15 protein-coding genes are annotated in these 18,335 nt (G+C 54.1%); 3 read left to right on the top strand and 12 right to left on the bottom strand.

The annotated features are described in order from the left end of the window. Window positions 1-12 precede the first annotated feature (12 nt). The 7 genes from VHE34_RS18085 to VHE34_RS18115 are packed head-to-tail and all read right to left on the bottom strand — an operon-like array spanning window position 13 to window position 9,614. Entirely contained in the window at window positions 13-1,044 is a 1,032-nt protein-coding gene (locus VHE34_RS18085) for a cytochrome c oxidase subunit II (RefSeq protein WP_325590264.1), read from the bottom strand. Window positions 1,045-1,060: 16 nt separating this feature from the next. Continuing rightward, window positions 1,061-2,287 carry a quinol:cytochrome C oxidoreductase gene (locus VHE34_RS18090; RefSeq protein ID WP_325590265.1) on the bottom strand — a complete coding sequence of 409 codons (1,227 nt, stop codon included), beginning with the start codon at window positions 2,285-2,287 and terminating at the stop codon, window positions 1,061-1,063. Between the two features lie 27 nt (window positions 2,288-2,314). Beyond that, complete coding sequence (locus VHE34_RS18095) at window positions 2,315-2,968, bottom strand: cytochrome c (RefSeq protein WP_325590266.1); 654 nt, start codon at window positions 2,966-2,968, stop codon at window positions 2,315-2,317. 18 nt (window positions 2,969-2,986) lie between these two features. Next, the gene (locus tag VHE34_RS18100; RefSeq protein ID WP_325590267.1) at window positions 2,987-3,577 is read right to left on the bottom strand and encodes a DUF3341 domain-containing protein; all 591 of its coding nucleotides are present in this window, start codon (window positions 3,575-3,577) and stop codon (window positions 2,987-2,989) included. Window positions 3,578-3,590: 13 nt separating this feature from the next. Then, complete coding sequence (gene nrfD / locus VHE34_RS18105; RefSeq protein ID WP_325590268.1) at window positions 3,591-5,042, bottom strand: NrfD/PsrC family molybdoenzyme membrane anchor subunit; 1,452 nt, start codon at window positions 5,040-5,042, stop codon at window positions 3,591-3,593. Between the two features lie 38 nt (window positions 5,043-5,080). Further along, window positions 5,081-8,284: a TAT-variant-translocated molybdopterin oxidoreductase gene (locus tag VHE34_RS18110; RefSeq protein WP_325590269.1), complete on the bottom strand. Its 3,204-nt coding sequence runs from the start codon at window positions 8,282-8,284 to the stop codon at window positions 5,081-5,083. A 52-nt stretch (window positions 8,285-8,336) separates the two neighbouring features. Beyond that, the gene (locus VHE34_RS18115; RefSeq protein WP_325590270.1) at window positions 8,337-9,614 is read right to left on the bottom strand and encodes a c-type cytochrome; all 1,278 of its coding nucleotides are present in this window, start codon (window positions 9,612-9,614) and stop codon (window positions 8,337-8,339) included. Window positions 9,615-9,807: 193 nt separating this feature from the next. Between VHE34_RS18115 and VHE34_RS18120 the strand changes: the two genes are divergently transcribed. The 3 genes from VHE34_RS18120 to VHE34_RS18130 are packed head-to-tail and all read left to right on the top strand — an operon-like array spanning window position 9,808 to window position 11,783. Next, window positions 9,808-10,416: a phosphoribosylglycinamide formyltransferase gene (locus VHE34_RS18120; protein WP_325590271.1), complete on the top strand. Its 609-nt coding sequence runs from the start codon at window positions 9,808-9,810 to the stop codon at window positions 10,414-10,416. 55 nt (window positions 10,417-10,471) lie between these two features. Continuing rightward, a complete protein-coding gene (locus tag VHE34_RS18125; RefSeq protein WP_325590272.1) occupies window positions 10,472-11,227 on the top strand; it encodes a carboxypeptidase-like regulatory domain-containing protein in 756 nt (251 codons plus the stop codon). 19 nt (window positions 11,228-11,246) lie between these two features. After that, window positions 11,247-11,783, top strand: a complete 537-nt coding sequence (locus VHE34_RS18130; RefSeq protein WP_325590273.1) for a hypothetical protein — start codon at window positions 11,247-11,249, stop codon at window positions 11,781-11,783. 298 nt (window positions 11,784-12,081) lie between these two features. On the opposite strand, the gene VHE34_RS18135 is transcribed toward VHE34_RS18130, so the two are convergent. The 5 genes from VHE34_RS18135 to VHE34_RS18155 form a co-directional block, all read right to left on the bottom strand. Further along, entirely contained in the window at window positions 12,082-14,058 is a 1,977-nt protein-coding gene (locus VHE34_RS18135; RefSeq protein ID WP_325590274.1) for a dehydrogenase E1 component subunit alpha/beta, read from the bottom strand. A 12-nt stretch (window positions 14,059-14,070) separates the two neighbouring features. After that, entirely contained in the window at window positions 14,071-14,424 is a 354-nt protein-coding gene (locus VHE34_RS18140) for a phage holin family protein (protein WP_325590275.1), read from the bottom strand. Window positions 14,425-14,471: 47 nt separating this feature from the next. Next, window positions 14,472-15,779: a pitrilysin family protein gene (locus VHE34_RS18145; protein ID WP_325590276.1), complete on the bottom strand. Its 1,308-nt coding sequence runs from the start codon at window positions 15,777-15,779 to the stop codon at window positions 14,472-14,474. 8 nt (window positions 15,780-15,787) lie between these two features. Further along, on the bottom strand, window positions 15,788-17,026 hold the full coding sequence (locus VHE34_RS18150; RefSeq protein ID WP_325590277.1) for a pitrilysin family protein: 1,239 nt from the start codon (window positions 17,024-17,026) through the stop codon (window positions 15,788-15,790). 112 nt (window positions 17,027-17,138) lie between these two features. Beyond that, window positions 17,139-18,335: an aspartyl protease family protein gene (locus VHE34_RS18155; RefSeq protein WP_325590278.1), complete on the bottom strand. Its 1,197-nt coding sequence runs from the start codon at window positions 18,333-18,335 to the stop codon at window positions 17,139-17,141.

Below are 18,335 nucleotides of genomic sequence, written 5' to 3' on the forward strand. Positions count from 1 at the left end.
ATCGGATACGTCTTAGTTTTTAGCAGTGGTTTTGGTGGAGTCGGCAGGAGCGGCAGGTGCAGCCTTATCGCCCATCACCATCACGTAATTGGGCTTCTGCTTGGCCAGCCAGAGCCGGAACTCTTCGTTCGATACCACCTTGATAACCCCGCGCATGGTATAGTGACCTTTCCCGCACATCTGGTCGCAGGAAATTTCGTATTCGAAATCGGGATTACCCAGCTTTTTCTTCATTTCCTCGGTGGTGAACTTGGGCGTGAACCACAAGGTCGTCGGTGTGCCGGGTACGGCGTCCATCTTCTGGCGGAAGTATACCAGACCTACGTCATGGATCACATCGCGGCTGCCGATGATCAGCTTTACCGGGCGATTGACCACGCAATACATTTCATTGTTGACGACGACGTCGTCGTGCGTATTGGCGTCATCCCAGATCAGGCCGAGGGAGTTATTGTCCTTATCGCTGATGTTCTGATAATATTTCTTGCCGAAGGTCGCGTCATGACCGGGGTAGCGGAAGATCCAGCCGAACTGTTTGCCGGTGACCTCAATTTGCAGGGCGTCTGCCGGAGCTTCGCCGGTGATCCGGAACCAGTAGAAGAGACCGAAGCCGACAAGCACGGTAAGGGCGATTGCGGGAACCACGGTCCAGACCACTTCGAGCCGGTTGTCATGAGGAAAGTAGTGCGCCTTTCTCTTCTCGGAATACTGGTATTTATAGGCGAACCAGAAAAGCAGGATCTGGGTGATGACAAATACGACGCCCGTGATGGCGATGGTTATATAGAGCATCCTGTCGATCTCTTCGCCGTGCTTGGAAGCAGACTCGCCAAGGATCTTGCCCCGATAGAGCTCATTGCAATAGTAGACACCGATGAGCCCCAATACGAGGAAGACGATCATCAGGAAGCCATTGATGCGGTTATGCTGCTCGAAGTTCTTCTTCTCTCCCTTCAGAACGCCCACATACTCGCTTGCTTTTGCTATCTGGAAGGTGATCAGGAAGCCTAACAACAGGATCAGTAACAGAAAAAGAGTTGACATGATAGTTAAACAAGTTTTAAGTATGGTGGATAATACTTTCTTTCAGGAAAGGATGGTTTTTTGCCAGCAGGGGATACTTGCTCAATACTTGTCCGGTCTGCCACATGATCAATCCTACGAAGCCCAGTGCGATGCCGAAGTCGAAGAGATTGAGGGGCACGTGGTCAGGGGAGATATGCTCGGCCGGGAAGACCATCTGGTAAAAATCCAGCCAGTGACCAAAGATCAAAAGTACGGACATAAAAGTTACCGTGGCGTAGTTGCGCTTGGAGGCCCGGGTCATAAAGATGAGCAACGGGCATACAAAATTGATTATCAAGTTCAAATAGAAGATCCCGGCATAGGCCCCGTTAAGGCGGGGTTGAAAATAGACGGTCTCTTCGGAGATGTTCGCATACCAGATCAGCATGAACTGGTCGAACCAGACATAGGTCCAGAAGATCGAGAAGGCGAACATGAACTTACCGAGGTCGTGCAGGTGTTCCTGGGTGACATATTCCAGGTAGCCCTGGTTCTTGAGATAGATAACGAAGATGGTGATCAGTGCAAGGCCACCGACGAAGGTGCCGGCGAAGGTGTACCAGCTGTACATCGTGGAGAACCAGTGGGCGTTGAGGCTCATCAGCCAGAGCCACGGGGTTACCGAGGCGACGGTGAGACCGAACCACACGATGAAGAGCGCCGACCAGATCGAGTTCTTGAAGATATATTTCTTGCCTTCGGCGACGCTGAGCGGGGTGTTGTCAATGCTGCGGGAGATCTGGCGGAGTTTCCAGCCGAGGAAGACCCAGAGGCCGATGGTCAGGATCGACCAGACCAGGAAGAAGGGAACGCTGAGGAAGCCGCTCTTTCCGTTCAGGACGGCGTCCTTTGCCACGTGGTCGCGATCGAGCCATTCATAGATGGCGGACTTTCCGCCGAATATCAAACAGAGGAAGATGATGAAGGTGATGATGCCGAGCGGGATCGTGCAGGCCGCGATTGCCTCGGTGACCCGGCGGAACGAGAGTTGAAAGCCAGCCATTGCCAGGGTCGTAGCGGCGAAGAAGAACATGGCGGCGTTGACGATCAGCAGGAAGTAGACGCTGTTCTGCAGCAGGGCAGCCCAAAAGCGCGCACCCTGATTGTCGTGACCGTACAGCAAGAATCCGATGATCAGGGACAGCACACCGACGCCCATTAACCCCAATGACCATTGCTTGTATCGGCCGGGTATCTGAAAATGTTCTTTAATGGATGACATTCAACAATGTATTTAAAAGAGAAAAAATTATTTTTTTGCGACTGTGTCGACGATCGTGGCTCCGCTCTCTTTGCTGGCGGCGGGATGCGATGCTGCCTGCTTCGACTTTATATACGCTATCACCATCCAACGACGCGTCGTGCTCAACTGGGAAGCATAGCTGCCCATCTTGTTCTTACCATAGGTGACGGAATAATACATCTGTCCTTCGGGCATTCCTTCATATTTGGCATCACCCACAAGCGTCGCAGGTTTGGCGGGGAAGGGACCGTCTCCGCCTTTGTAAAGCGGGCCGTTGCCGTCCAGCTTGGGTCCATGGCAGATAGCGCAGTTGACCAGGTAAAGCCGTTCTGCTTCCACCGTATCCATCGAGGTAAGGGGATTCTTCACCGCCTTCGATGCGACATAGTTGGTGCTGTCGCCGGGTGCGTCCTTGGCGATCAGGAAGGGCAGGAGCTCGCCACGCTTGATCGTACCGGCCACGGGGACATTGCTGAAATGGATGCCCTGCTTCAGCAGTTCCGCCTTTTGCTCTTCGGTGGTCGCATAGGTCTCATACGCCCGGCTATAGGCCATATCCGGCATATAGATCTTTCCCGGCTCGCGCTGAATGCCGCCGCAGCTGATGACGCCTGTTGCCGCAACTACTACTATGGACGATAAGATAATGAGTTTTTTCATAATGCTATTCTTAGGCTCTTACGCTAAAGTTGCTCCTTTGTGTTCGAATGGGGTTTTGTCTTTGTCATAGCGGCCCAGCCACCAGCCGGTCTCGGCGACCTGGGTGTTGATGCCGGTAGCACCGGCGCCCTGCAGGAAGGCCTTGATCTCTTCTTCGTTGCTCTTTTCCGTGCATTCGACGACCATGGTGAACTGATCGTCGGTGCTGCGCAGGTTAAAGTGGTGTTTACGGACGAACGGGGCCATCTGGCAGATATAGAGGAACGTGAGGAACATCCCGACTGCGGAGAACAAAACGGTCAGCTCGAACGTAATAGGTATCCATGCCGGCAGATCGAAATGCGATTTACCGCCGATGTTGACGGGCCAGTCGCTATTGAAGACCCAGCCGATGCCGCTCAGGGCGGTGGTGGTACCCGTGATGCCATAGATAAAGCCGGCCGTATGCAGGCTGGTTTCTCTCAGCCCCAGCGCATGATCCATCCCGTGAATGGGCATGGGCGTATAGACGTCATGGATCTTATATCCTGCGGAGCGAACCTTTTTTATCGCCGGGAAGAGCACCTCTTCATCTGTAAAAATGCCTACAACAAATTTTTTAACTGCCATACTTAATTAGCTTTTAATGCGCATGTGCGTATTGATGTGCAAATTCTTCGACCGGTTCTTCTTCCAGCTTGCCCATATTGTCTTTGTAGGATTCGCCGGATTTCTTCAGGATATGCTTGATCTCCGCGATCGCGATCACGGGGAAGAATTTCGAGAACAGGAAGTAACAGGTGAAGAACAGCCCGAATGTTCCGATGTAGAAGCCTATTTCCCAGATGCTCGGGGCGTAATAGGTAGCCCAGCTGGATGGGAGGTAATCGCGGTAGATCGAGGTGACGATGATCACGAACCGTTCGAACCACATCCCGATGTTCACGATCACGGACATGAAGAAGGTGACGGTGAGGTTGCGGCGCATCTTTCGGAACCAGAAGATCTGGGGCGAGAGTACGTTACAGCCCATCATCAGGTAGTAGGCCCAGCCGTAGGGGCTGAAGATGTTGACGCGGTTTTGAGCAAAGGCCCAGCTTTCAAATTTATTCTGACCGTACCAGGAGACGAACAGCTCGGTGAGGTAGGCGATGCCCACGATGGAGCCGGTCAGCACGATGACCTTGTTCATCACCTCGATGTGTTCCAGTGTGATGTATTCTTCCAGCTTCAGCACCTTCCGGCTGACGAGCAGCAGGGTTTGCACCATCGCGAACCCGGAGAAAATGGCGCCCGCGACGAAGTAAGGGGGGAAGATGGTGGTATGCCAGCCCGGGATGACCGAGGTAGCGAAGTCGAAGGATACTATGGTATGTACCGAAAGAACCAGCGGGGTACTCAGACCTGCCAGGACGAGGGACAACGCTTCATGACGTTGCCAGTGTTTGGTAGAACCCGTCCAACCGAAGGAAAGGACGCCATACATCAGTTTGCGCCATTTTACTTTTGCCCGGTCGCGGACGGTGGCGATGTCGGGGATCAGACCCGAATACCAGAAGAGCAGCGAAACGGTAAAGTAGGTGGAGATTGCGAACACGTCCCAGAGAAGGGGAGAGTTGAAGTTGGGCCAGAGAGGACCGCGGGTGTTGGGATAAGGCATGATAAAGAAGCACAACCAAACGCGACCCATATGCCAGATCGGGAACTGGCCCGCGCACATAACGGCGAAGATGGTCATGGCCTCCGCTGCGCGGTTCACCCCGGTACGCCAGCCCTGACGGAACAGCAGCAAGATGGCGGAGATCAGGGTTCCTGCGTGACCGATACCGACCCACCAGACGAAGTTGGTGATATCCCAACCCCAACCGATGGTTCTGTGTAGGTTCCACTGGCCCACACCGTAGATCACCTGCTCGGTGACGGACCAGACGCCGAATAAAAGACAAGCTACGCTGATCAGGAAGCCGATCCACCAGAGTTTGGACGGGGCCGCTTCGATGGGCCGTACAATATCTTCCGTAACCTGGTGATAATCCTTCTGACCTACAACCAGCGGTGTTCTTACTTGTGATTCGTATCTTAAAGGAGCTGCCATAATTAATATGTTGAGCTTTTTGCTGTTGTTGTTTTTATCTACGAATGCTTTTCTGTTGCTGCTTCTTCCTTTTCTGCTTCGGATGCGCCATAAGCGACCTCCGTATGGCGAACCCTTGCCAGGTAATTGACATTGGGTAAGGTATGGAGCTCTTCGATGACGTAGTACAGCCGGTCCATGTTCTCGGCACGGGTCGAGCTGATATTCGTCTTGCTATCGTTGACGTTACCGAAGACGATTGCGTTCGTCGGGCATGCCTGCTGGCAAGCAGTTTGAACATCCGTCATATCGGCGAGCGGACGGTTCTCTTTCTTTGCCTTGAGCTTACCATCCTGCAGACGCTGTACGCAGAAGCTGCACTTTTCCATGACACCGCGGCTGCGGACCACGACATCGGGGTTGAGCACCATCCGGGTCAGATCGTCGTTCATCTGGAAGACGGCCGGGTCGAGCTTGCCTACGGTTTTCTGATCCTGGTTATTCGGGAAGCTGTCGGCGCCGGTGTAGTCGGCCCAGTTGAAGCGGCGAACTTTATAAGGACAGTTGTTGGCGCAGTAGCGGGTTCCGATACACCGGTTGTAGATCATCTGGTTCAAGCCTTCGGAGCTGTGGTTGGTCGCGTTGACCGGGCAAACGTTCTCGCAGGGTGCGTTGTCGCAGTGCTGGCAGAGCATCGGCTGGAAGATCACCTGTACGTCTTCGGCGCTGTCCAGGTTGTTGGACGGCGTAGTGTAGTACCGGTCGATCCGCAGCCAGTGCATGTCGTGATAGCGAAGCACTTCGCTCTTTCCGACGATGGGCACGTTGTTCTCCGCATAGCAGGCTACCACGCAGGCGGAGCAGCCGGTGCAGGAATTCAGGTCGATCGACATGCCCCATTTGATGCCGGGCTTGTCGTAGATCGGGTAGAGCGTGCCTTGTTCTTCGAATTTTTCGATACCGCCAAACGGCTTCAACTCTTCCTCCCGTTCGTTCTTTACGAACGCGGGCTCTTTTTTGAAGGTATCGAGGGTCAGCTCCTTGACCACTTCCGTACGGCCTTCGTAGGTGTTGTGCGTCTGGGTCTGGGCGACTTTAAACGTATCTTTTGTCTTTTCGAAATCTCCGTCGGCGAAGTGCCAGTCAACCGTCGTCCCGTTGAAGGTCCGTAGGGGGAAGGCGTTCTGGCCTACGCCGGCTGCGGCCTTACCGATGAAGTCGGCGGTGTTCTCGGGGTTGGCGCTGTTGCGGCCATAACCTACGGCAATACCGATGACCTCATTGTTGGTTCCGGGGATGATCACTGCGGGCAGACTCAACTCCTTGTTGCCGGCCTTTACTTTTATCACCTGCTTGGTGGGGAACACCTCATAGCCATCGGCCTGGCGGCGATCGCCGAGGTCGAGGTTCCAGGTGTCTTTTGCAAATTTGGGGGATACGACGGCATAGTTGTCCCAGTCGGCCTTGGTCACCGGGTCGGGGACTTCCTGCAGCCAGGGGTTGTTGGCCTGTGCGCCGGTACCCATGGTAACTTTCTGGTAGAGCACGATCTCGAACTTGCCGCCCTTCTTGATGGAAGAGATAGCGCCGGCCGCATCGGCGAGCTTTGCGTTGCTGAAAGATACGTTGGCGGTCGGTTCGGTTGCGGGTTCGACGACGCCGTCCTGCAGGGCTTTTTCCCAGGCTTCTACGCTGCCCAGCTTGCCGATCCAGTATTTTTTGAGATAGTCTTCGTACGTGGTATTATTGCCGGTCCATTTCAGGAGAGAATCCTGGAACGGGCGGGTCTTGAACAGGGGAGCAATGGTCGGCTGAATAAAGGAGAAATAGCCGGTCCGGGGTTCGGCGTCGCCCCAGCTTTCGAGGAAGTGCGGTGCGGGCAGGACATATTTCGTCAGCTCGGTCGTTTCATCCAGGCGATCGTTGAAGCTAACGGAGACTTTTACTTTCTTGAGGCCGGCCTTGAATTTCTCGGCGTCATAATAATCATAAGCCGGGTTTACTCCATAGACCAGCAGGGCGCCAACTTTGTCATCGTTGAGGTCGGCGACGAGGGTGTTCATCTCGCTGTCGATGCCCTGGCGAACCTGTATGGGGGCGCCCCAGGTGATGGTGGAGCCGCCGGCGCCGATGGCTTCGTTTATCGCGTTGACGACGATCTGGATGTTCGGGTTGTTGCTGCCGCAGACGACGAGGGCCTTGCCCTTGTTGTCCATCAGGTCCTTTGCGACCTTCCTGACGCCGGCCTTCAGCTTGTCGGAGAGGGCGGGAGCCGGGACGGAACCGACTCCGGAGCCGCCCAGTTCGGCCAACAGGGCCAGCGCGATGGCGCCGGTCTCGGTGGGGCGATGGGTAAACCGCTGATCGGCGCTGCCGCCGGTCATCGAGAGCAGGCTTTCAAACTGGTAGTGCTTGCTCATCTCGGGGTTCTTCGCACTGACCTTCCGATTGGTGGACCATTGACGGGCAAATTCCACCGGAGTCAGCCAGGTGCCGAGGAAGTCGGCGCCAAGGGAGACGACCACCTTGGCGTTGTCGAAGCGGTAGGTGGGGATGGCGCGTTTGCCGTAGGTAGCTTCGTTGGCCAGCAGCATGCCGCTGTAGGTGTCGGCGTCGTATTGGACGTGACGGCTACCTGGATATTTTGCGAGGAATTCGGTGATGATCTGTTTGGTCGTGGGGGAGGTGAGGGTGCTGGTGAGAAGGACCACGGGACCACCCGCGGAGGTCAGCGCATCGCCGACCATTTTATCAAAGGCTTCGAAGGTGCTGACCTCGTTCGGTTTGCCGTCGGTCATCTGAACCGGGAAGCGGAGGCGGGCCATATCATAAAGATCGAGCACGGAAGCCTGTACCCGGGCGGAGGTACCCCCCTTGGTCAGGGAGGAAAGGGTATTCCCTTCCAGCTTGATCGGACGGCCGTCTCTGACCTTTGCGACAACCGAAACGACGTCGCCACCGTTTACATAGGTAGTAGCGTAGTAATCGGCGACGCCGGGGATGAGGTTGTCGGGCTTATTGAGATAGGGAACAACATGACGAACGGGCATTTCGCAGGAGGCAGCCAGAGTAGCGGCGGCCGTGCTAAAGCCGAGATATTTTAGAAAATCCCTGCGGGGATGTTTGGCATCGAGCAATCCTTTATCATCCAGGCCTTCGAGGGGCAAGCTCTCATTGAACTCATTCCCTTCCGATTTAGATTTCTGAAACGCTTCGCTGTTATTGCGCTCTCCGAAACTTTGCCAGTACTTTTTGTCGCTCATATTTGAGATGTTATACTTTATTGGTGCTCCGCCTGGCGGAGGGGGTAGAAGATTAATAGTGGCACTTCTGGCACTCGGTACCGCCGATGTTCTCGACAGTCACGCTGTCCATCTTGCCTGATTTCAGGTCCTTGTGGAACCGGTCATAAATGCTGTAGAATTTGTTGCCATTGTTCCCGGCGGAGTCGGGGAAGTTGACCTTGGTGGTGCGGTGACAGTTGATACACCAGCCCATGCTCAGCGGAGCGAATTGCTTCACTTCGTCCATTTCAGTGATCGGACCATGGCAGGTCTGGCATTGTACCTGGCCGGCCTTGGTGTGCTGGGCGTGGCTGAAGAATACGTGGTCGGGAAGATTGTGGATCTTGATCCATTCCACCGGCTTTGCTTTGGCGAGGTCGTATTTCTGAGCCTTGGGGTCGTAGCCGGTGTAGCTGTAGAGTTTCTGGATCTCCGCGGTACCGTCCACCTCGCTGCCGTCTTCGCGGAACAGCTTGGGGCCCTTGGTATAGTCGTTGATCGCGGCGTGACAGTTCATACAAACGTTCAGCGGCGGAACGGTGGCATGGCGGCTGTCGAGGGCGTTGCTATGACAGTACAGACAGCTGATCTGGTTGATGCCGGCGTGTACTTTATGGGAATAGAAGATGGGTTGTTCGGGCTGATAGCCTTGCTGGCGGCCGATGCCGATGGCCCCTTGCACCACCCAGTAGCCGCCGAGGACGAACAGGACGAGGACGACCAGGGCGATATACACTTTATTCCGATAGAAGGGAACCGGCTCGGAAGCGGGGATGCCTTCTTTATCGTCGGACATCTTCTTGAGGCTGGAGTTGACCTGGAGGAGGACGAACATGATGATCGCGAGGATCAGCGTGAGGATGCCGTAGAGGAGGGTGTTATCGCTTTCCTCAGCTTTTGCTCCTGCGCTGCCGGGCTCGGAGCCGCCGGTGGTCGTTGCGACCGGCGCCTTGTACGTTTCCACATACCCGAGGATGGCCTTGATGTCGGCATCGCTCAGGTTGGGGAAGGTGTTCATCGGGGTCTTGTTGAACTGGTTGTACAGGTCCGTGAAGTACTTGTTCCCCGAGGCGAGAACCTTCGTGTTGTTGTGGATCCAATCATAGAGTAATTTCTGGTCCGTCACTCTGGTGGTCACACCCTGCAGGGCAGGTCCGATGATCTGCTTGATCGGGCTGTGACACGAAGCACAGTTCGTCTGAAAAAGCGCCTTACCATCTTGTGCAAACAACCTATTGCCTAGCGAAACCAGAGAGAGGAGGAGGATAGTGAATTTTAACTGTCTGACTATTGGTCTATGGTTGGTCATATATACAAAAGGTTGTATAAATGTGGAAAAATCTCCTTAACAGGTTGCAAAAATAAGTCAGGATTTTAACATTATATCAACATGCTGAAATTTTTTTTTCCCGCTCTGGGCGTGGGTTTCAGCGAATTACGTCAAATCGCTATGACCTTCTGTCATAGTATTGTCAACCAAAATTGCGGCTAACATTCGCAGTATGAAACCATTTGCGGCCGTAGCTTTGCGCATGCAACAGATCGCCATTTTTGCTTCCGGAGCAGGCACGAACGCGGCCAGGATCATTGATTATTTTCGTCATCATCCGGGTATCCGGGTCGCCCTGGTTGTTTGTAACAAGCCGGGAGCGGGGGTACTGGATATCGCTGCCCGCGAGCATGTTCCTGCCTTATTAATAGAAAAGGAGCCTTTCTTCCGCGGGGATGCGTACGTTGGCGAGCTGCAGACGCGGCAGATCGGGTTTATCGTGCTGGCAGGATTTTTATGGAAGATACCTACGGCGCTGGTGCGGGCCTTTCCCGGGAAGATCATCAATATCCACCCGGCCTTGCTGCCGAAGTTCGGGGGAAAGGGAATGTATGGGCGGTTTGTCCATGAGGCGGTGATCGCCAATTCCGAAAAGGAAACCGGTATCACCATTCACTATGTGGATGAGCTGTATGATCATGGTCAGCCGATCTTCCAGGCGAAGGTGATCGTCGAGCCGGACGACACTCCCGAGAGCCTGGCAAAAAAAGTGCATCTGCTGGAATATGAGCACTTCCCGAAGATTATTGAGGAGGTCATCAAGGTGCAAAAACATCGTTAAAAATGCCAGTGCGGCCGCTGGTATGTGCCGTTTTGGTAGTAATATGTGCGGAGATATGGCTTTTTCTACCCATCGAACTTTACTGCTTGCCTTATCCTTCCTTATGCTGCTGCTCTGCGGGCGGGCTCGGGGGCAGGAAGTGACGGTGCATGGCACGGTGTATAATATGTATCGCACCAAGCCGCTGGATGGGGTCAGCGTCATCAGCAGCCTGGGACGGGGTACCGCTACCGATTCCAACGGCAACTATGTGATCACGGTCAGTATCCGCGATTCGCTTTATTTCTCCTACCTGGGCCGGGCTACCGCCAAATTCCCTGTTGCCAAAATCAACTCCCTGAGCGGGTTCGACATCGCCCTGCATGTGGACCCGGTGGAGCTGAAAGAGGTAAGGATCATGCCGCGGAACTACCACCTGGACTCTCTTCAAAACCGGCAGGACTATGCCAAATACTTCAACTATAAAAAACCGGGGTTCAAAGTAAGCAGTACGACCGGCACCGATGGAGGAGCGGGGGTTGGGATCGATCTGAACCAGCTGATCGATATGTTCAATCGGGCCAAGACCCGGCGATCGCTAGCCTTTCAACGGCGGCTCGTGGACGAAGAGAAGGATGGTTTTGTCGATTACCGTTTCAACCGGAGTGTCGTATTGAAGATCACCCGGCTGCAGGGCGATGAGTTGGATAGCTTTATGGTGCGCTACCGTCCTTCCTACGACTTCTGCAAACGGGCCACGGACTACGATCTGTACGACTATATCAAGCTGGCCTTCCAGGAATGGCAGAAGGACCGGAAAGATCGCCCGTAAACAACTCATATCATACTATATGGATCAACTGACATTGGGCATTGGGACCCGGTTGCAGCATACACAGTTCGGGCCCGGGGTGATCGTCGGCGTTCGCTACGCCGATTATCTTATTTCTTTTATTCATCATGGCGTCAAGGAGATCAAAAAGGATGATCCGCATCTGGATGAGATCCTCCCCGAGAATGTCACCGTCGAAGTGGAAACGTCGTCGGAGGTCGAGCGGAGTCTGCTGGGCATTCTCCGCCTGTGGGGTGGGCTCTCCGAAGTCGTGCCGTTGGGTGAAAAATGGAAAGGAGGGATGATGGTGCTGCAGCCGGGGGATAAATCCGTCAAGGCGAAAGAGGTGCCGATCGATGTGTTCTTTCATAAGATCGTGATGGCCCGCGATCGACTGCGGGTGCTGGAGCAACAGATCAATGGACACAAGGGATTAAGCGATGAAGAGAAGGTCAATCTGCAACAATATATAACGCGGATCTACGGGTCGTTCACGACTTTCAATGTCCTTTTCAGAAATAAAGAGCAGTGGTTCGTGGGGGACAAAGCAGAATAATTATTGCCCTTCGGTCGACAGGCCTCCGGACTGTCCTGCCATAAAAAGGAAAAACCTCCCAGTTCTGGGGAGGTCGCCCTAATCAGTTCCATAACCATTAAACCTTATCCTATTTATATAAAGATAAGTATTCTTTCCACTATTTTCCAAGAACTGTGCATTTATCGTGCAAAACTTGCCCGAGTTGGTTTGCGCCTGCGGCTTTTCGATAAATTTAAGCCTTCGGCGCAAACCGTCTAATGATTGCCCTTCGGGCAATGGGCCTGTGGCCCATTTTTAGTTTGGTCCTTTCGAGTTTTCAATATTGCAACAACTTTTCTACGTATTCATGAAGCCGGGCGCTGGCGAGGAAGTTCTTCTCCAGGGCGCCATTGAAGGGAATGGGGGTGTCCAGCGATGCGCACCGCAGCACAGGGGCGTCCAGCCATTGAAAGCAATATTCGCCGATCCACGCGGCGATCTCCGCGCCTACACCGCCCGTCAGGGTGTCTTCATGTAAAACCAACACTTTACCGGTGGCCGTGACCGATTCCTGAATTGCCGTGTAATCCAGCGGCAAAAGCGTGCGCAAGTCGAGGATATGGATCGAGAGGTCGGGATGCGCGGCTGAGTACTCCAATGCCCAGTGGACGCCGGCGCCGTAGGTAATGATGGTCAGATCGTCGCCATCCTGTACTATCCTGCTTCGCCCGATCTCCAGCGCATAGTAGTCCTCGGGGACGGGGCCGCTGATACTGCGATATAAGGCCTTGTGTTCGAAGTAAAGAACCGGGTTGGGATCGTTTATCGCGGCAGTAAGGAGCCCTTTGGCATCGTAGGGGTTGGAGGGATAGACGATCTTCAGGCCGGGGACATGCATGAACCAGGCTTCGTTGCTTTGGGAATGGAAGGGGCCCGCTCCCACCCCGGCGCCGGTCGGCATTCGGATCACCACGTCGGCAGCCTGTCCCCAGCGGTAGTGGATCTTGGCGAGGTTGTTGACGATCTGGTTAAAACCTACGGTCACAAAATCCGCAAACTGCATTTCCATCACACTCTTATAGCCTTCGAGGCTGAGCCCCAGTGCGGAGCCTACGATGGCGCTTTCGCACAGCGGGGTATTGCGTACGCGGCTCTTCCCATATTTATGGACCAGTCCTTCGGTGATCTTAAAGGCGCCGCCGTATTCCGCGATGTCCTGACCCATCAGGACAAGGTTGTCATGCCGCAGCATCGACTGGTCCAGACCTTCGCTGATGGCGTCGATCATTCGCTTCTCCGGCCCCTCCACCGATGGCGCTTCGCCGGGGAACGGCGCCGGCGCATAGACATCGGCCAGCTCTTCCTCCTCGTCGGGATGGATAACGATGGGGCCGGCGGCAAGATTCAATTCCGACTCGATGGTTTGCCGGGTCGCCTCGCGGATGTCTTCCATCTGCCGGTCATCCAGCACCCCTTGTTCGCGCAGGAAATTCTCGAAGTTGACGATGGGGTCTTTTTTGGACCAGTCCTCGATCAGGTCTTGCGGAACGTATTTGATCCCGCTTGCCTCTTCGTGTCCGCGCATGCGAAAGGTCATGCATTCCACGAGATAAGGCCGCTGGTATTTGATACAGTATTCGCGGATACCCCGCAGCGTATCATAGACGGTGAGGACATTATTGCCCTCGATGCGGATGCCTTCCATCCCATATCCTTCGGCCTTATAGACCAGGCTTTCGCACCGGTATTGTTCCGAGACGGGTGTGCTCAGGCCGTATCCATTATTCTCGATGAGGAAGATGACGGGTAAGTCCCAGACCGACGCTACGTTGAGGGCTTCGTGAAAATCGCCCTCGCTGGTGCCGCCGTCGCCGCTGAACACCAATGCGGCCCGGTTTGTCTTTTGTAATTTATACGCCAAAGCGATGCCGTCGGCTATGCCCAGTTGTGGGCCGAGATGGGAGATCATTCCACAGATGGCGTGTTCGCGGCTGCCGAAATGAAAGCTTCTTTCGCGTCCTTTGCTGTATCCATCCGGGCTTCCCTGCCATTGAAGGAACAGCTTCGACAGGGGCATTCCGCGGCTGGTGAATACGCCCAGGTTGCGATGCAGCGGAAGGATCCATTCCGCGGGATCCATGGCCAGGGTAGCGCCAACAGCGATCGCTTCCTGGCCGATACCGCTAAACCATTTGCTGATCCTACCCTGACGCAACAAGACCAGCATCTTCTCTTCGATCATCCGGGGCAGTAAAAGGCTCTTATAGAGATGGATCAGTTCTTCGTTGCTATAGGTTTTTCGTTCAAAGTGCATCCTGCATGATTTTTATCTTCTCCTTTCTTCCCGATCCCGATCTTTGTACAACAGCGAGGTCAGCAACGAAAGAAGAAGGCTGAACAGCAATGCCCAACCAAAACTCTTTACATGAACACCCCGCACGAGATCGCTGGCAAAATAGACGATCAGCGCGTTGATGATAAAAAGAAAAAGGCCTAAAGTAAGAATGGTAAATGGAAGAGTAAGGATAATGAGGATCGGCTTCAAAAAGAAGTTCAGCACCGCCAGTACGAGCGAGAACACGATCGCCGTCCAGAAGTCATCAAAATAAATACCTTTTAGAACAGAAGACAAAGCAAAAGCAACTACCGCTGTGATCAAAATGCGCAGCAGGAAATTCATGCGAATCTTTTGTTGAATTTACGGATATTCAACCGAATTCCACTTTTTTATACCACTACCAACTCGAAGAAATCCTCGGGTTTCAGGTATTTCCGCGCCAGTTCCCGCAGTTCTTCGGGGCCGATGGTCTTGATGATCCGGACTCCCTCGTCGAAGTACCGGCCGTCGAGCCCGTTGAGCAGGATGTTCTTCCAGCGGCTTGCCACGTGAAAGGGACCGTCCAGGTCGCCGAGAATGGTCCCGATGGCGAAATTCCGCGCCATCTGCAATTCCTCTTCGTCGATCAGCTCTTCCCGCAGCAGGTCCATTTCCTTATATACTTCGGCGATAGCCGGCGCGCAAACCTCCTTTCCGGCCTCCGTACTGATCACCAGCGCACTTTGCTGGATATTGTTCACGAGATAGCTGTAAATGCCATAGGTATAGCCTTTCTCTTCACGGATATTGGCCATCAGCCGGGACCCGAAGAAGCCGCCGAAGACATTGTTCAGCACCTGGACCCTTTGAAAGTCGGGGTGATGCCTGTTCGGAAAATTGCGGGCAATGCGGATCGAGCCCTGCACCCCGTTCGGATCGTTGACGATATTGTATTTTTTCTGCGCAGCGGGGATGATGGCGGGTGCGGGCAGTGCGATGTTCTTTTCCGGGGCGTGAATGGCCAGCCCGCCAAAGGACGCCTCCAGCCGGTCGAGGATATCCGCGGGCAGCTTCCCGGCGATGAGAATGCGACAAGCGCCCCCGAGGTATTGTTGCTTATAAAAGGCCACGAGGTCGTCCCGCTGCAGCTGCTGGTAATCCTCCTGCTCCATATACACGCCGTAAGGGTGTGCCGGGCCATAGAGATAGGCGTCGATCAGCCGGCCGGCGACGAAATCACTCTTCTTAAGGCTCACCTGCAGACGTTGCTGGGCGTTCTTTTTATAGATATCCAATTCTTCCTGCGGGAAGATCGAATCGGTGATCAGCTCGGCCACCACCGGCAGCAGCTCGCCGATGTGTTTGTTAAGACAGTGGAGGGTAACATCCGCGGTCTCATGGTGCGAGCTTCGGTTGAGCCAGGCTCCGTAATATTCGAAGTGTTCGTTGATAGCGAAGGCGCTGCGGTTGGACGTGCCGTTCTTCAACAGGTGGTTGACGGCGGCGGCGACCCCTTTTTTTGTTTCCCAGCTGTTGCCTGCATTGAAGATCCAGCTGACCATCATTGCATCCACATTTCCCAGGTCGATGGCATATACTTCCACTCCATTGGTCAAGGTCTGCCGGCGATAAGGCGGCAGGCTCAGCTCAAACTCAATGGCATCTTTTATCGGTGGGGCGATCGTTCGGTCTAAAAAGGCTTTTGTATGTACACTCATTCCCGTACTTATTTTTCGCTGTAATAATAAAGCGTGTTGCTGTTAAGGGGGTCAAAGAGGCGGCGGCTTTCCGTCAGCATCTCTTCGGCTGTGACCGCCCGGTATTTTTCCAGTTCGGTGTTCATCATATTAACGTCGCCGAGCAGTTCATAGATGGCGAGACTGTTGGCGCGGTTCATGACGCTCATATCTTCGAAAACGATGGCGGATTCCGTCTTGTTCTTCACTTTTGCGAGCTCCTTTTCGGAGATCGGTTCGGCTTTCAGCTTTCCGAGCTCTTCTTCCACGGCCTTGTCGGCATCTTCCATACTGACGCCTTTGATGAGCTTTCCTTCGATGACGACCAGTCCCGGGTCATTGGAACCGGTGTGATAGCATTCTATCTGGCTGAACAATTTCTTTTCCTTGATCAGGCGCTGATGCAGACGGGACGAACCGCCGCCGCCCAGCACTTCCGTCAGCAGATCGGCGACATAATAACCCGGCTCCGTGCGGGCCGACATGGGGTAGCATTTGTACAGTGCATCGAGGGGGACGGCGGCTTTTACGACAAGCTTCCGGGCCTCGTGTTGCGGAGGTTCCTGTGGCAGCCGGCGCTCATATTTCACTCCGGCGGGGATATCTCCAAACCATTTTTCCGCCAGGGCCCGGACCTGCACCGTAGTGACCTTGCCCGCTACGACGAGGATCGCATTGGCGGGCCGGTAATATTTGAAGAAGAAATCCTTTACATCTTTCAGCTGCGCCTCTTCGATATGGCTGAGCTTGCTGCCGATGGTCATCCAGCGGTAAGGGTGCTCCTTGTAGGCCAGCTCCCGCATCTTGAACCAGACATCCCCGTAAGGCTTGTTGATATAATGTTCTTTGAACTCTTCCATCACCACCTTGCGCTGCACTTCGAGGCTTTTCTCGCTAAAGGCAAGCGAGAGCATGCGGTCGCTCTCGAGCCAGAAGGCCGTTTCGATATTTTCCGCGGGAAGCTGGATATAATAGTTGGTGAAATCGTTCGTGGTGTAGGCGTTGTTCTCGCCTCCCGCGAGCTGCAACGGGGTCTCGAAGTCTTCGATGTTGACCGAGCCGCCGAACATAAGATGTTCGAATAAATGGGCGAATCCAGTCTTCTTCGGGTCTTCATCCCGGGCGCCGACGTCATAGAGAACGTTTACTACTACCATTGGAGTAGAGGCATCTTCATGTACCAGCACGCGTAGTCCATTCGGTAATTCAAACCTGTCAAATTTGATCATAGATTTGGGCCTTTCGCCTTTTAGAAATTTAGCCAAAAGGCCCAAATCGTCTTATGATTGGCCTTCGGCCGGCAAACCTTTCAGGTTTGCCAGACACCAAATTTACGGAAATCTATTTTATAGATTTCACTTGCAGGGTCAGCTGGAGAAGCTCCCCTTTCCGGTTGACAATCAGCTTCAACTTTTCCCCGGTGTTCTGGAGCAGGCTCTTGTAGGCCTGGATATTATTGCTGAAGTTATTCCCCACCGACAGGACGATATCATCCTCCTTGAACCCGGCCTTCTCGGCCGGGGAGTCTTTCATGACATCGCCGATCCGGACCTCGCCGTTCATCCAATAGAGCCCCAAGCCGGTATAGGAATAGTCGAACAGGTCGCGATAATGGCTGTTCGGCACGAGATATATGACGCGGCGGTCGTAATTCAGCGTTACGTTAAAGCGGCGAAAGATATCGTTGCCCACGAGTCCGCCGAGATTTGGATATGACGTTACATTATATTGATCATCAAATATATAGGTTGGGACTTTGTGAAAATGATACGGTCCGACCCGAATGTCGCGGACGGTCGTCAGCCGCATGGTGGCCTTTCCGCCGAGGCCCTGGGCGGAGGTGTAATAGATTTTTTTCCGGCTGTCGAGTATGGAGCTGTCATTGACGAAATCGGAGGACAGCAGGGTGCAAAGTCCGGCGCCGGTGTCGAAATAGAACCGGGCGAAGATATTGCGGGCATCCCGTACTTGCGCGCCGATGATCGGCAGGCTGGCGATGACGGGCCGTATCATATAGCCGCCTCGGGGATACCGGAAGTTCCCGCGGGTCCAGACCGAGACGCGGGAGCTGTCGTAGTTGATCTGGACGATGTAGCGAGAGAAGAAGCTGTAACCGATAATGCCGTCTACTTTCTCGCCATAGACACTGGTCAGAATATCATAGTCGTTGACATGAAAATTAAGGCTGTCCACGTCGAGTCCCGGCAAATGCAGTACCTGGTTGTATAGGAATTTCACCTGTCGCACGCCGGCGATGCCGAGGATGGTCTTGTCCGATGGAAGGGGCGTCATTCGCAGCCGCACGCAGGTCTCGGAGTCCAGCGAGATGCCTCCGCTGCCGGTATCGAGGATGAAGTTGAGGCTGTCGGGAAAATCGTTGATCCTGGCCTTCAGCAGGATGACGCCGCCGGTGAAGACGGTGAACGGGAAAGTGGCGATGAGCCGGGAAGCCGGCTGGACGAATGTTTCCTGGGCATGTAATTTTTCACCTGGCAAATAGACGAGCAATGTCAGAAGCAGGAATAAGGAGCGAATCAT

It is taken from the genome of Puia sp., from assembly GCF_035546395.1.
In the GTDB taxonomy this organism is placed as follows: domain Bacteria; phylum Bacteroidota; class Bacteroidia; order Chitinophagales; family Chitinophagaceae; genus Puia.